The organism is Acidimicrobiales bacterium (assembly GCA_035512495.1).
GTDB lineage: Bacteria > Actinomycetota > Acidimicrobiia > Acidimicrobiales > CADCSY01 > DATKDW01.
Window position 1 is genome coordinate 46647 of sequence record DATKDW010000083.1, and the last position, 13547, is coordinate 60193.

Sequence of the window (13547 nt, forward strand, 5' to 3'; positions counted from 1 at the left end):
GGCCAGGCTTCGTGCTGGAGGTCGACCGCTCGACCCCGCCGACGATGTTCATGGACGGTGAGGGCTTCCGCCTCGAGCGCCTGCCAGTGGGGCGCAGCCGGATCATCTACCCCGGCGAGCCGCTGCCGACCCTGCGCGACCCCGAGGCCGCCATCCGTCACGCCCTGCTGAACCCGGTGGGCCAGGACCCGCTGCCGGCCCAGCTCTTCCCCGGCATGAAGCTCACGATCGCCTTCGACGACATCTCCTTGCCCCTGCCGAAGATGCGCCGGCCCGACATCCGCCAGCGCGTGATCGAGGCGGTGCTCGACCTGGCCGCCGAGGCCGGCGTCGACGACGTCCACATCATCGCCGCCCTGGCGCTGCACCGGCGCATGACCGAGGCCGAGCTGCGCCACTGCCTCGGCGACCGCATCTACGACGCCTTCTCCCCCGACGGCACCCTCTACAACCACGACGCCGAGGACCCCGACGGCATGGCCCACCTGGGCGAGACCGAGCAGGGCGAGGAGGTCGAGATCAACAAGCGGGCCGCCGAGTCCGACCTGCTGGTCTACGTCAACATCAACCTCGTCTCGATGGACGGCGGCCACAAGTCCACCGCCACCGGGCTGGCGTCGTACAAGAGCCTGCGCCACCACCACAACGTCAAGACCATGCGCCACAGTCGGTCGTTCATGGACCAGCACCGCTCCGAGCTGCACTCCTCCAACTGGCGCATGGGCGAGGTGATCCGCAAGGCGGGCATCAAGATCTTCCAGATCGAGACCACCCTCAACAACGACACCTTCCCGGCCCCATTCGACTTCCTCCAGAAGCGGGAGTGGGAGTGGACGGCACGTGACCGCGTGACCTTCGTGGCAGCCAAGAAGGGACTCGACACGCTGCCCATGAGCGCTCGCCGGGCGATCTTCCAGTCGATCGAGGCGCCCCACGACATGACGGGCATCACCGCCGGCGACATCGAGGAGGTCCACGCCATCACCACCCAGCGGGTGTGGGACCAACAGCTCGTCCAGGTGGAGGGCCAGACCGACATCCTCACCATGGGGCTGCCGTACCTGTGCCCCTACAACGTGAACTCGATCATGAACCCGATCCTGGTGGCCTGCCAGGGGCTCGGGTACTTCTTCAACCTGTACCGCAACAAGCCCCTGGTGCGCGAGGGCGGCGTGGTGATCATGACCCACCCCACCCCCTGGGACTTCCACCCGGTCCACCACCCCAGCTACATCGACTTCTTCGAGCAGGTGCTGGCCGAGACCACCGACCCGGTCGAGATCGAGAAGCGCTTCGAGACGTCGTTCGCCGAAGACGAGTGGTACCGCCACCTCTACCGGACGAGCTACGCCTACCACGGCGTGCACCCGTTCTACATGTGGTACTGGTGCGCACACGCCCTCCAGCACCTCGGCGCGGTGATCATCGTCGGCGGCGACGCCAGGGCGGTGCGCCGCCTCGGCTTCCGCCCCGCCTCCACCATGCGAGACGCGCTCGAGATGGCCGAGGACACCGTGGGGCGCGACCCATCGGTCACCCACCTCCACGCCCCGCCGCTCCTGGTGGCCGAGGTCAGCTGAGTGGCCGGCCGCCGCCTGCCCGACCCGGTCCGCCGGCTCCTTCGACCCGGCTTCCCCTGGTCGGCGCCCACCACCCCACTCGGCATCGAGCCGCTCGAGCAGGAGCCCACCACCGGCGCCCACTACGCCACCGGCTGGGCCCGTCGCCAGCCGGCGCGCTACGCCCGCTTCTTGGTGGTCGAGGGACCCATGAAGGCGGTGGTCCGAGCCCTCGCCGCGCCCACGGTCCACGGCACCGACCGCCTCGCCGCCCTCGAGGGGTCGGTGATCTTCGCCGCCAACCACCAGAGCCACCTCGACGCGCCGCTCATGCTCACGACCATCCCCGAGCCCTGGCGGCACCGCATGGTGGTGGGGGCGGCAGCCGACTACTTCTTCACCAGCCGTGCCCGCTCCGCCCTCTCGGCCCTGGCCATGGGCGCCTTCCCGATCGAGCGCAGCAAGGTGACCCGCCGCTCGGCCGACCAGGCCGCCGAGCTGCTCGGCAAGGGGTGGAGCCTGCTGATCTTCCCCGAGGGCGGCCGCAGCCCCGACGGGTGGGCCCAGGACCACCGCGGCGGCGCCGCCTACCTGTCGTCGCGCTGCGGCGTCCCGGTGGTCCCGGTGCACCTCCAGGGCACGGGCCGCATCTTCGGCCGGGGCGACACGCGCCCGCGCCCGGGCACCACAAGGGTCACCTTCGGCTCGCCCATGCGGCCCGAGGAGGGCGAGAACGCCACTCGGTTCGCCCAGCGGGTCGAGCGGGCCGTCGACGCCCTCGCCGACGAAGCGTCCACCGACTGGTGGTCGGCGCGCCGTCGGGCGGCCAGCGGGGCGACACCCTCGCTCTCGGGACCAGCGACGAGCGGTTGGCGCCGGTCGTGGGCCCTCGGTGACCGCAAGGGCCGGCCGTCTCGCACCCGCCGGCCTTGGCCTGATCTGTAGGAGCAGCGTCCGGCTGAGACCCCCGATCGGTTCTTCGCTCGCCGGGGACGGCAGGTACGATCGTCCCTCGCACGACCGGGGCCATGGGCAACGACGCCTCCCCTGCTTCAACGAGGAAGCGTCCCGGTCATCCCCCCGACGGAGGAGAGCCCCATGCGCCCCCTGACCGAACGTGACGCCTGTGGCATCGGCTTCGTGGCCGACGCCCACGGTCGCTCCAGCCGGGAGATCGTCACCGCCGCCCTCGGGGGCCTCGCCTGCGTGAAGCACCGCGGCGCCGTCGCCGCCGACGCCCGCTCGGCCGACGGTGCCGGCGTGCTCGTCCCCATCCCCGCCGCCATCTTCGGCGAGGGCAACGGCGTCGCGAGCCTCTTCGTGCGCGGCGACGTCGACCCCCGTCCTGCCATCGAGGCTGCCGCCACCGAGGAGGGTCTTGCCATCGTCGACTGGCGGGAGCCGCCGACCGACGACGCCCACCTCGGCGACCAGGCCCGCCGGGCCCGCCCGGCCATGCTCCAGGCCACCTTCACCTCGCCCGGCGACACCACCGACCGGGCCCACGAGATCGCCGCCTACCGCTTCCGCCGGCGCATGGGCACCACCGAGGGCGTCTACGTGGTGTCGTGCTCGTTCCGCACCGTCGTGTACAAGGGCCTCGCCGCCGCCGACGCCGTCGGCGACTTCTACCTCGACCTCGCCGACGAGCGCTTCGCCGCGCCCTTCACGATCTTCCACCAGCGCTTCTCCACCAACACCGCGCCGTCGTGGGAGCGGGCCCAGCCGTTCCGGATGATCTGCCACAACGGCGAGATCAACGCCATCCAGGGCAACCACCATCGCATGCTCGCCCGGGCCGAGCTCGGGACCGAGGCGGCCGGGCTCGGGGCCGAGGGGCTCTTCCGGCCGCTGCTCGACCCCGAGGACTCCGACTCCGGCATGCTCGACGCCGCCGTCGAGCTGCTGGTGCGCGCAGGCCGCGACCCCCGCCACGCCGTGGCCATGCTCGTGCCGGAGGCGTGGGAGAACACCCGTGACCTCGACCCCGACGTCCGAGGGTTCTACCGCTACCACTCCGCCCTCATGGAGCCCTGGGACGGGCCGGCCGGGCTCGTGTTCACCGACGGCCTCGGGGTCGGTGCTTCGCTCGACCGCAACGGCCTCCGACCGCTGCGCTACGCCGCCTGCGAGGACGGCTTCATCGCCGTGTGCTCCGAGGTCGGCGCCGTCGACGTGTCGGGCCACGGAAGCGTCACCCGGGGGCGCCTCGGACCCGGCCAGATGCTCTTCGTCGACCCCGCCAGAGGGCTGCAGCTCGACGCCGAGATCAAGGTGCGCATCGCTGCAGGCTCGTACGCCCGCTGGGCCGCCGACGGCTTCCGGGACCTCTCCCGCGGGGCGCCACTCGTCGACACCCCCGGGCCCGACGAGCTCGCCCGCCGCCAGGCGGCCCACGGCTACACCAAGGAGGAGCTGGCCATGGTGCTCAAGCCCATGGCCTCCGACGCCCACGAGCCCACCTTCTCCATGGGCGACGACTCCCCGCTCCCCCACCTGTCCGACCGCCCGCGACCGGTGCAGCACTACCTTCGACAGCGCTTCGCCCAGGTCACCAACCCGCCGATCGACCCGGTGCGCGAGCGCCGCGTCATGACGCTGCGCACGCTGCTCGGGCCCCGTCAGCCGATCCTCACCGAGAGCGCCGACGCGGCCCGGATCCTCACCCTGCGGTCGTTCTTCCTGTACCCGAGCGGTGTCGACCAGCTCTACGACGAGGACCGCTGCCCGTTCATCACCATCCCCCTCGACGCCACCTTCCCCGTGGCCGACGGACCCGCGGGCCTCCGGTCGGCCGTGGAGCGGATGTGCGACAACGCCGTCGCCGCCGTCCGCGGCGGGACGGGCATCCTCATCATCGACGACAGCGCGGTCGGCCCAGAGCGTGCCGCCGTCCCGTCGATCCTCGCCTCCGGCGCCGTGCACCAGCGCCTCATCGCCGAGAAGCTGCGGTCGCGCACGAGCCTGGTCGTCGTCAGCGACAGCGCCCGCGAGACCCACGAGTTCGCGGCACTGCTCGGCTACGGCGCCGACGCCATCTGCCCCCGCCTGGCGCTGCAGACCGTGGCCTCGGAGGCCGACGCCGACGACAGCGGCGACGTGGTCAGCCCCGAGGCCCAGCACCGCTTCCAGTCGGCCATCGAGGAGGGGGTGCTCAAGATCCTGTCGAAGATGGGGATCTCGACCATCGACTCCTACCGCGGCGCCCAGATCTTCGAGGTCATCGGCCTCGGCGCCGAGGTGGTCGACGTGTGCTTCACCGGCTCGGCATCCGTCGTCGGGGGCGTCGGCTGGGACGACCTCGGCGCCGACTCCCTCACCAACCACGCCGCCGCCTTCCCGGCCGACGCCGAGACCGCCGTCGAGCTCACCTCCCCCGGCTTCTACCGGGTGCGCAAGAACGGCGACTACCACGGCAAGAGCAAGGAGGTCGTCGACGCCCTCAACGACCTGTCGCTGGTCAAGGAGACCGAGGAGATGGCGGCCGCCCACCTCCTCCAGCGCGCCATCAAGGGCGACGACTACGACCTGTACGAGCGCTTCTCGACCATGGTCAACGAGCGGCCGGCGACCGAGCTCGCCGACCTGCTCGAGCTGGTCCCCCTCGAGACCGGTCCCGTCCCCGTCGACGACGTCGAGCCGGCATCGGAGATCGCCAAGCGCTTCTCCACCGGCGCCATGTCGCACGGCGCGCTGTCCAAGGAGGCCCACGAGACCCTCGCCGAGGCCATGAACCTCATCGGCGCCAGCTCCAACTGCGGCGAGGGTGGCGAGGCCCCCGAGCGCTTCCGCACGCGGGGCCAGGCCACCGGCGACAAGAACTCCAAGATCAAGCAGATCGCCTCCGGCCGCTTCGGCGTGACCCCGGAGTACGTGGCCTACGCCGACGAGCTCCAGATCAAGATGGCCCAGGGCTCCAAGCCCGGCGAGGGCGGCCAGCTGCCGGGCCACAAGGTCTCGGAGGAGATCGCCCGCCTCCGCCACACCCAGCCGGGCGTGGCGCTCATCTCGCCACCGCCGCACCACGACATCTACTCCATCGAGGACCTCGCCCAGCTGATCTACGACCTCAAGCAGGTCAACGGGGCCGACGTCTCCGTGAAGCTCGTCGCCGGCGACGGCGTGGGCACCATCGCTGCCGGCGTGGTCAAGGCGCTGGCCGATGTCGTCCACATCTCCGGTGCCAACGGCGGCACCGGCGCCTCGCCGCTCTCGTCGATCAAGCACGCCGGCATGCCGTGGGAGATCGGCCTGGCCGAGATCCAGCAGGTGCTGGTGGCCAACCAGCTGCGCGACCGGGTGCGGGTCCGGGTCGACGGCGGGTTCATGACCGGGCGCCATGTCGCCATCGCCGCCCTCCTCGGCGCCGACGAGTACTCCTTCGGCACCGCCGCCATGATCGCCGAGGGCTGCATCATGCTCAGGGCGTGCCACCGCGACACCTGCAAGCCGGGCATCGCCACCCAGCGCCCCAACCTGCGGGCCAACTTCACCGGCACCCCTGAGGGGGTGGCCGCCTACTTCCTGTACATCGCCGACGAGGTCCGCCACCTGCTGGCCTCACTGGGGCTCCGGTCGCTCGACGAGGCCATCGGGCGCGTCGAGTGCCTCCGCCAGCGCGCCGTGGGCGATGCCCGCGCCGATTCCGTCGACCTGGCTCCTCTGCTCGAGGCGCCGGAGGACCTCGAGGCGGTCCGCCACTTCGTGGCCACCGACCCCATCCAGAAGGCCCGGTCCGACCTCGGCGACCGGCTGCTCGCCGACGCCTTCCGCGCCATCTGGGACGGCGACGACATCGAGCTCGAGTACGAGATCCGCAACGCCGACCGCGCCATCGGAGCCGCCCTCGGAGGTGCCGTGGCCCTCGAGTACGGCGAGCTGTCGCCTCGGGGCACCGCCGCCGTGCGATTCCGTGGCTCGGCCGGTCAGAGCCTCGGCGCCTTCCTCACCAACGGCGTCGAGATCGAGCTCGTCGGCGAGGCGAACGACTACGTCGGCAAGGGCATGGGCGGTGGCCGGATCGTGATCATCCCGCCGTCCGACGACGCCGGCGACCCCGTGCTCGCCGGCAACACCTGCCTCTACGGCGCCACCGGCGGCGACCTGTTCATCGCCGGCGCCGCCGGCGAGCGCTTCGCCGTCCGCAACTCCGGCGCCACCGCCGTGGTGGAGGGCACCGGTGACCACTGCTGCGAGTACATGACCGGCGGGACCGTCGTCGTCCTCGGCGAGGTCGGCTACAACCTCGGCGCCGGCATGACCGGCGGGGAGGCGTTCGTCTTCGACCCCAACACCCAGCTCATGTCCCGGCTCAACGCCGCCCTCGTCGAGGCCGAGCGACCCGATGCCGAGTCGCTGACCGAGCTGCGCTGGCTCGTGGAGCGCCACGCCGAGCTCACCGGCTCCACCCGGGCGGCCGAGCTGCTCAAGGACTGGGACGCGGCCGAGGAGCACTTCTGGCACGTCCTGCCCGTCGACCGCGTCCGCCGCATCGAGCAGCAGTCCGCCGTCCGGGTGGCCTCCACCAGCTGACCTTCGGTCGGCGCCGGTTCAGGCGCTGGAGGGCGTGAGGGTGGTGACGGGGAGGCCGCTGCGGTGCTCGAGGCGCTTGGGCAGGTCGACGTCGAGCCACCGCGACAGTGCCGGGGGCAGCGTGGACAGCACGATCTCGTCGAACTCCTCGTCGGCCAGGAGCCGGGTGACGGCCACGAACGGATCGGGGTGCCCGATGCGGCCGTCGGCGTCGATGCCGGCATCGTGCAGGCGGTCGAGCGTGGTGCGGAGCCTCCAGCGGGCGGTGGCGAGGCCGACATCGTCGCCGGCAGCGGCACTCTCGGGAGGCGGCACCGTCCCGCTCGGCGGCGAGGCATGGTGGGCGGAATGGGTGGCGGGCACGAGGACCGTGAGGCGCACCGGCCCCGCCTGGGCGCGGGCGCGCACCTCGTCGACCAGCCGCTCGTCGCCCAGCGTCTGGTTGGCCACGAGGAGGATGCGCTGGCGATCGGTGTCGACGCGGGCGGATCGGGCCGGGTAGCGGTAGCGGTCGAAGGTGTCCGGGTCGGCATGGTGATCGCGCCCGAAGTGGTCGCGCAGCTCGGCGCTGTTGGCGAAGCGGAGCTCGCAGCGTGGGCACTGGTGCACATCGATCGACATGAGCGATCACCTCCGCCCGTCAGGATACTGATCCCGCCGGCCGGTGAGCATGGCTACTCGACGAGGCGGATCCCCGTGGGGGCGATCGACGGCGCCGAGGTCGACAGCTCGACCACGAACTCGGTGCGATGCGCCGGGAAGACGTGCTCGCTGACCAGCACCGGCTCCCCCGACACCGAGGTGGTGACCCGCCAGCACCGCAGCAGCGGCGAGCCCGCCGGCACCTCGAGCACGGCGGCGTCGTCAGCTGGGGCTGCCACCGCTCCGATCACCTGGCTGGCGCCGCCCAGCTCGATGCCGAGCAGCTCGTAGAACGGCGAGCGCTCCACGTCGGCCCTCGACAGCTCGGCGCCGAGCGCCTCCGGGCACCACACCGTCACCCGGGCGAAGGGGTTCCCGTCGGCCAGGTTCACCCGACGGACCTGGAGCACCGGCCCTTCCCCCAGCACGGCCGCCACCGGCGCGGGGGCGGCGACGAAGGCGAAACCGAGCACGCGCCGCTCGGGCACGACACCCGAGGCCGCGAGCTGGGCCTCGATGGTGCCGAGCCGCCCCAGTGACTGGCGGAGGGGGTCGACGGCGGCGAACCACCCGAAGCCCTGGCGGGAGTCGACCAGGCCGGCGGTGCGCAGGTGCTCGAGCGCTCTGCGGACCGTGACGCGGCTGGCACCGTAGGCTGCGGAGAGCTCGGACTCGCTGGGCAGGAGGCGCCCGGCGGGGAACTCACCCGCGAGGAGCCTGGCCGACAGCTCGTCGGCGATCTCCCGGTACCGCACCCGTCGCGCCTCCACTTGTCCTATACTTGTCTACATTCGGGTCGGACGCAACGCCGGCAGCACAGACCACGAGGAGCACACCATGGCCGTGACCGCAGGGACGCCGATCGAGCTGATCGAACAGGTCTACGGGACCCTCGACGAGCGCGTGGCCGCCGGGCGGGAGCGCCTCGGCCCGCTCACACTGACCGAGAAGATCCTCGTCAACCACCTGAGCGACCCCGGCCAGGAGATCGAGCGGGGCCGCTCCTACGTCGACTTCCAGCCCGACCGCGTGGCCATGCAGGACGCCACCGCCCAGATGGCGCTGCTCCAGTTCATGACCGCCGGCCTGCCCGAGGTGGCGGTGCCCTCCACCGTGCACTGCGACCACCTCATCCAGGCCCGCACCGGCGCAGGCGACGACCTCGCCTTCGCCCTCGACGTCAACTCCGAGGTCTACGAGTTCCTGCGCACCGTGTCGGCCAAGTACGGCGTGGGCTTCTGGAAGCCCGGCAGCGGGATCATCCACCAGGTCGTGCTCGAGAACTACGCGTTCCCCGGCGGCATGATGATCGGCACCGACAGCCACACCCCCAACGCCGGGGGCCTCGGCATGGTCGCCATCGGCGTTGGCGGCGCCGACGCCGTCGACGTCATGACCGGGTTCCCGTTCAACGTGCGGGCCCCCCGAGTCATCGGCGTGCACCTCACCGGCGAGCTCAGCGGCTGGGCCTCGGCCAAGGACGTGATCCTCAAGGTGGCCGACGTCCTCACCGTCGCCGGCGGCACCGGCGCCATCGTCGAGTACATCGGCCCCGGCGCCGCCACCATCAGCGCCACCGGCAAGGCCACCATCTGCAACATGGGCGCCGAGATCGGCGCCACCACCTCGCTGTTCGGCTACGACGCCGCCATGGCCCGCTACCTGAAGTCCACTGGCCGCGAGGAGATCGCCGACCGGGCCGACGCGGTGGCCCACCACCTCCGACCCGACGACGAGGTGCTGACCGAGCCGGCGAAGTTCTACGACCGGGTGGTCGAGATCGACCTCTCCACCCTCGAGCCGGCCATCAACGGCCCCCACACCCCCGACCTGCGCCACACCGTCAGCGAGATCGGCGCGGCCGCCAAGGAGGCAGGCTGGCCCCTCACCATCAGCAGCGCCCTGGTGGGTAGCTGCACCAACAGCTCCTACGAGGACATCACCCGGGCAGCCAGCCTCGCCCGCCAGGCATCGGCCCGCGGCCTGCGGTCCCGCACCCCGCTGCTCATCACCCCCGGCTCCGAGCAGGTGCGCGCCACCATCGAACGCGACGGCCTGCTGGCCGACCTCGAGGCCATCGGCGCCCAGGTGCTGGCCAACGCCTGCGGGCCGTGCATCGGCCAGTGGGACCGCACCGACGTCGCCGAGGGCGAGGTCAACGTCATCATCAACAGCTACAACCGCAACTTCCCGAAGCGCAACGACGGCAACGCCGCCACCCTCGCCTTCGTGACCTCACCCGAGACGGTCGTGGCCTATGCCCTCGCCGGCACCCTCGACTTCAACCCCATGACCGACCCGATCCCCGACGCCGACGGCGGCGAGGGCACGCTCCTCGACCCGCCCGTGGGCGAGGAGCTCCCCTCGGCCGGCTTCGACGCCGGTGAGTCGGGCTTCATCGCCCCCTCGGCGCTCGGCGCGTCCGTCGCCGTGGCCGTCGACCCCGAGAGCGACCGCCTCCAGCTCCTGCAGCCCTTCGAGGCGTGGGACGGCAACGACTACCTCGACCTGCCCGTACTGGTGAAGGCCCAGGGCAAGTGCACCACCGACCACATCTCGGCGGCCGGTCCGTGGCTGAAGTACCGCGGCCACCTCGAGAACATCACCGGCAACCTGTTCCTCGGGGCGGTCAACGCCTTCACCGGCGAGGCCGGCGTGGGCAAGGACCAGCTCGACGGCGAGCTCCGTCCGTTCCCCGAGATCGCCAAGCGCTACCACGAGGCCGGCCAGCCCTGGGTGGCCGTCGGCGACCAGAACTACGGCGAGGGCTCGTCGCGCGAGCACGCCGCCATGGAGCCGAGGTACCGCAACGGCAAGGTGGTCTTCGCCCGCTCCTTCGCCCGCATCCACGAGACCAACCTCAAGAAGCAAGGCATGCTCGGCCTCACCTTCGCCGACCCGGTCACCTACGACCAGATCGGTGAGGACGACCGCATCTCGGTGCTCGGCCTGGCCGACCTGGCCCCCGACGTGGCGGTGCGGTGCCGCATCACCAAGCCCGACGGCACCACCGTCGACTTCGAGGCCACCCACACCCTCTCCCCCGACCAGATCGAGTGGTTCCGGGCCGGCAGCGCCCTCAACGTCATCCGCCGGCGCGTGGCCGACGCGTAGCGGGGCCCGTCACCTGCCGAGTCCTGTTGCCTGTCAGTCGGTGCCCGGGCGGCGGGTCGTCTCGTCGGACGACCCGTCGTGGCCCGCCGGCAGCGCCCGGCGGATCTCCTCGTCGGTCGGCTCCCGGGCCACGTGGGCCTCGGGCGGGAGGAGCGCGGTGATGGCCGCCATGATCGACTTGGTGTCGACGTCGACATCGTCGCCGGCCACGTGGAACGGCGCGCCGGCTCGCACCGTCACCAGCGGCGGGCTGGTGAGGTTGAGCACGTTTGGCACCCGGGCGCTGCGGGGCCACACCCGCTCGGTGCCCCACAGCCCGAGCGGCACGATCGGTGCGCCCGACATGGCGGCGAGGCGGGCCGCCCCCCAGCGGCCGTGCAGCTCGGTGTCGTAGAAGGCCCGGCCCCGCGGGATGGTGCCTTGGGGCATCATCGCCACCAGCTCACCGGCGGCCAGGGCGCGGGCTGCCTCCACCAACGGCTCGTCGGAGCCGGTGCCCCGCTCGACGCGGATGCCGCCCATGGCACGTGCCAGCTGGCCCACGACCGGGGCGTCGAAGACCTCCTTCTTGCCGAGGAAGCGCAGCGGCCGCCCCGACCGGGCGACGGCCAGCGCCACCGCGGCGGTGTCGAAGTAGCTGCGGTGGTTGGCCACCACGATGGCGGGACCCTCGGTGGGGATGTGGTCGGTGCCGTCGATGTCGAAGCGGGCGAAGGGGAAGGCCTCCGGGCGCATGAAGGGCCGCAGCGCCTGGAACGGCTCGACCCCTGCGAGCTTGGGGACCCCGGGCGGCACGTCGAGGTGGAGCGTCGGCCAGCGGCGCACCGCGGCCAGGATCCGCAGCCGGGGGTCGGGGTTGACGGCGGTGGGGTGACCCACGGCGGAGAGGAGCGGCGTGTCGTAGATGCTGTCGGAGTACGCCCAGCTCTCGCGCAGGTCGACGCCGTGCTCCTCGGCCCACGCCCGCACCGCCGCGAGCTTGCCCGGGCCCCACACGAAGCTCCCCACGATCGATCCGTCGTAGAGGCCCTCCGGCGTGCGGCCGTACCTCGTGGCGATGACGTCGTCGAGACCCAGCGCGTCGGCGAAGGGCTTCACCATGTCGAACGGCGAGGTGGTGGCCAACACCACCGGCCGGCCGGCGAGGCGGTGCTCGTCCATGATCTCCCTGGCATAGGGCTGCACCGCCCCGGTGAGCACCTTGGCCGCCTCGGTGGCCGCCGCCACCACGGCGTCGGCAGACCATCCGGAGGCGAAGGAGGCGGCGGCCCGGGCCAGGCCCATGCCCGGCAGGGTCTCGCCCACCGCGTCGAAGAACTTGTAGATCAGGTTCTCGCCCGGGATGTCGCGGTCGGGCACGACCCCCGCCTGCTTGAGCGCGGCGGTGATGACCGGCCCGCTGGCGCCCTTGAGGATGGTCCGGTCGAGGTCGAAGAACGCTGCACCTGTGGCCATGGCCCGACGCTACCTCTCACCTCTCCATGACCGACGGTCATGCCGGACGCGGTGCGCCGTCAGGCCACGACGCTCCGTGATCGTGTCGTAAGTGTTCCCACGCTTCGTGGTATCACGCCCGACGGGTGGTGTTAGAACCCGCGCCAGCGGGCATAGTGGGACAAGTCCGCGAGTCGCGTGCTTCACACAAATCGGAGACCCCCATGAACAGAGTCCAACGAACCACGACCAGAGCCGGTGGCCTCCGGGCGCGGGTTGGCGTGGCCCTCACCGGCCTCGCCGCCATCGCCCTCTTGGCGGCACCCATGGCGAACGCTGACCCGATCGATTCCGGCTCGGCCGCCGGCTTCGGCGCCGAGATCATGCTCTCCGACACCGACGTGACCCGCGAGCCCGTCGCCGAGGTCACCGCGGTGGCCGGCGACGACGAGAGCACGGTCATCGACATCCCCGCCGACCCCCTTGCGGTCAGCGGCACGCTCACCGCGCGGGCCAACGTGCACGTGGAGAGCGACATCGAGAGCGGCCTGACCGTGAACGACCACACCGTCGAGGGCCCCTACAACGCCCGCGGCCTCGGTGAGATCGAGAACGCCCAGGTCCTCATGGACGCCGCCGGCGAGGATGTTCCCCTCCTGTCGGCCGCCCTCATCCGGGCCGAGGCCGTCGCCGTCTGCACAGCCGACACCGTGCAGTACTCCGCCAACTCCGAGCTCGTCGACCTCCAGATCGGTGGCGAGGCGGTCCCCCTCGACAGCCCGCTGTCCGACATCATCGACGGGATCAGTACGGTCCTCGCCGAGTCCGGCCTCGACGTCCTGGTCAACGTCGAGCGCAACGTCATCGCCGAGACCGAGGGCGGTGGCATCGAGGTCGACGCCCTGGTGGTCACCGTGCTGTCAGCCGTAGGCGACGTCCCGCTCGGTCAGGTGACCCTGGCCCACGGTGAGGTCGGCCCCATCACCTGCGCCGCCGCCCCGGCCGCGGAGCTGCCCCAGCAGTTCGAGCCGGAAGAGACCCGGGCGCTGCCGGCCACCGGTGGCAGCGCCGCCAGCCTCCTCGGCGCCGGCCTGTTGGCCGCCGCCCTCGGCGGTCTGGCACTGCGACGCAGGTTCGCCGCCTGATCGCAGCGTCGCCTGCACCACCACCACCCCGCCGCCACCGCGACGGGGTGGTGTCGCGTCCGGCTCCACTCGCGCGGCCGCGGCCCTGGCGTCGGGCGTCGGGTGTCGAGCGACACCAACC

At 72.0% G+C, this 13547-nt stretch carries 8 protein-coding genes; 5 read left to right on the top strand and 3 right to left on the bottom strand.

Annotated elements, in window-relative coordinates; all coding sequences use genetic code 11:
- Positions 1–11 precede the first annotated feature (11 nt).
- The 3 genes from VMN58_12320 (at position 12) to gltB (ending at position 7091) form a co-directional block, all read left to right on the top strand.
- Complete coding sequence (locus VMN58_12320) at positions 12–1580, top strand: lactate racemase domain-containing protein (GenBank protein ID HUF33982.1); 1569 nt, start codon at positions 12–14, stop codon at positions 1578–1580.
- The gene (locus VMN58_12325; protein HUF33983.1) at positions 1581–2504 is read left to right on the top strand and encodes a lysophospholipid acyltransferase family protein; all 924 of its coding nucleotides are present in this window, start codon (positions 1581–1583) and stop codon (positions 2502–2504) included.
- Positions 2505–2657: 153 nt separating this feature from the next.
- On the top strand, positions 2658–7091 hold the full coding sequence (gltB, locus tag VMN58_12330; GenBank protein ID HUF33984.1) for a glutamate synthase large subunit: 4434 nt from the start codon (positions 2658–2660) through the stop codon (positions 7089–7091).
- Positions 7092–7109: 18 nt separating this feature from the next.
- Here gltB and VMN58_12335 read toward each other — a convergent pair whose 3' ends face one another.
- Both VMN58_12335 and VMN58_12340 read right to left on the bottom strand, forming a co-directional pair.
- Positions 7110–7712, bottom strand: coding sequence for a hypothetical protein (locus VMN58_12335; GenBank protein ID HUF33985.1), 603 nt, complete (start codon positions 7710–7712; stop codon positions 7110–7112).
- Positions 7713–7765: 53 nt separating this feature from the next.
- On the bottom strand, positions 7766–8488 hold the full coding sequence (locus tag VMN58_12340; protein HUF33986.1) for a GntR family transcriptional regulator: 723 nt from the start codon (positions 8486–8488) through the stop codon (positions 7766–7768).
- An 82-nt stretch (positions 8489–8570) separates the two neighbouring features.
- Between VMN58_12340 and VMN58_12345 the strand changes: the two genes are divergently transcribed.
- Positions 8571–10847, top strand: a complete 2277-nt coding sequence (locus VMN58_12345; GenBank protein HUF33987.1) for an aconitate hydratase — start codon at positions 8571–8573, stop codon at positions 10845–10847.
- 33 nt (positions 10848–10880) lie between these two features.
- Here the strand turns inward: VMN58_12345 and VMN58_12350 are convergent, their stop codons facing one another.
- The gene (locus VMN58_12350; protein HUF33988.1) at positions 10881–12302 is read right to left on the bottom strand and encodes an HAD-IB family hydrolase; all 1422 of its coding nucleotides are present in this window, start codon (positions 12300–12302) and stop codon (positions 10881–10883) included.
- A gap of 203 nt (positions 12303–12505) precedes the next feature.
- Here VMN58_12350 and VMN58_12355 point away from each other — a divergent pair, with 203 nt between their 5' ends.
- A complete protein-coding gene (locus VMN58_12355; GenBank protein HUF33989.1) occupies positions 12506–13426 on the top strand; it encodes a hypothetical protein in 921 nt (306 codons plus the stop codon).
- Positions 13427–13547 lie beyond the last annotated feature (121 nt).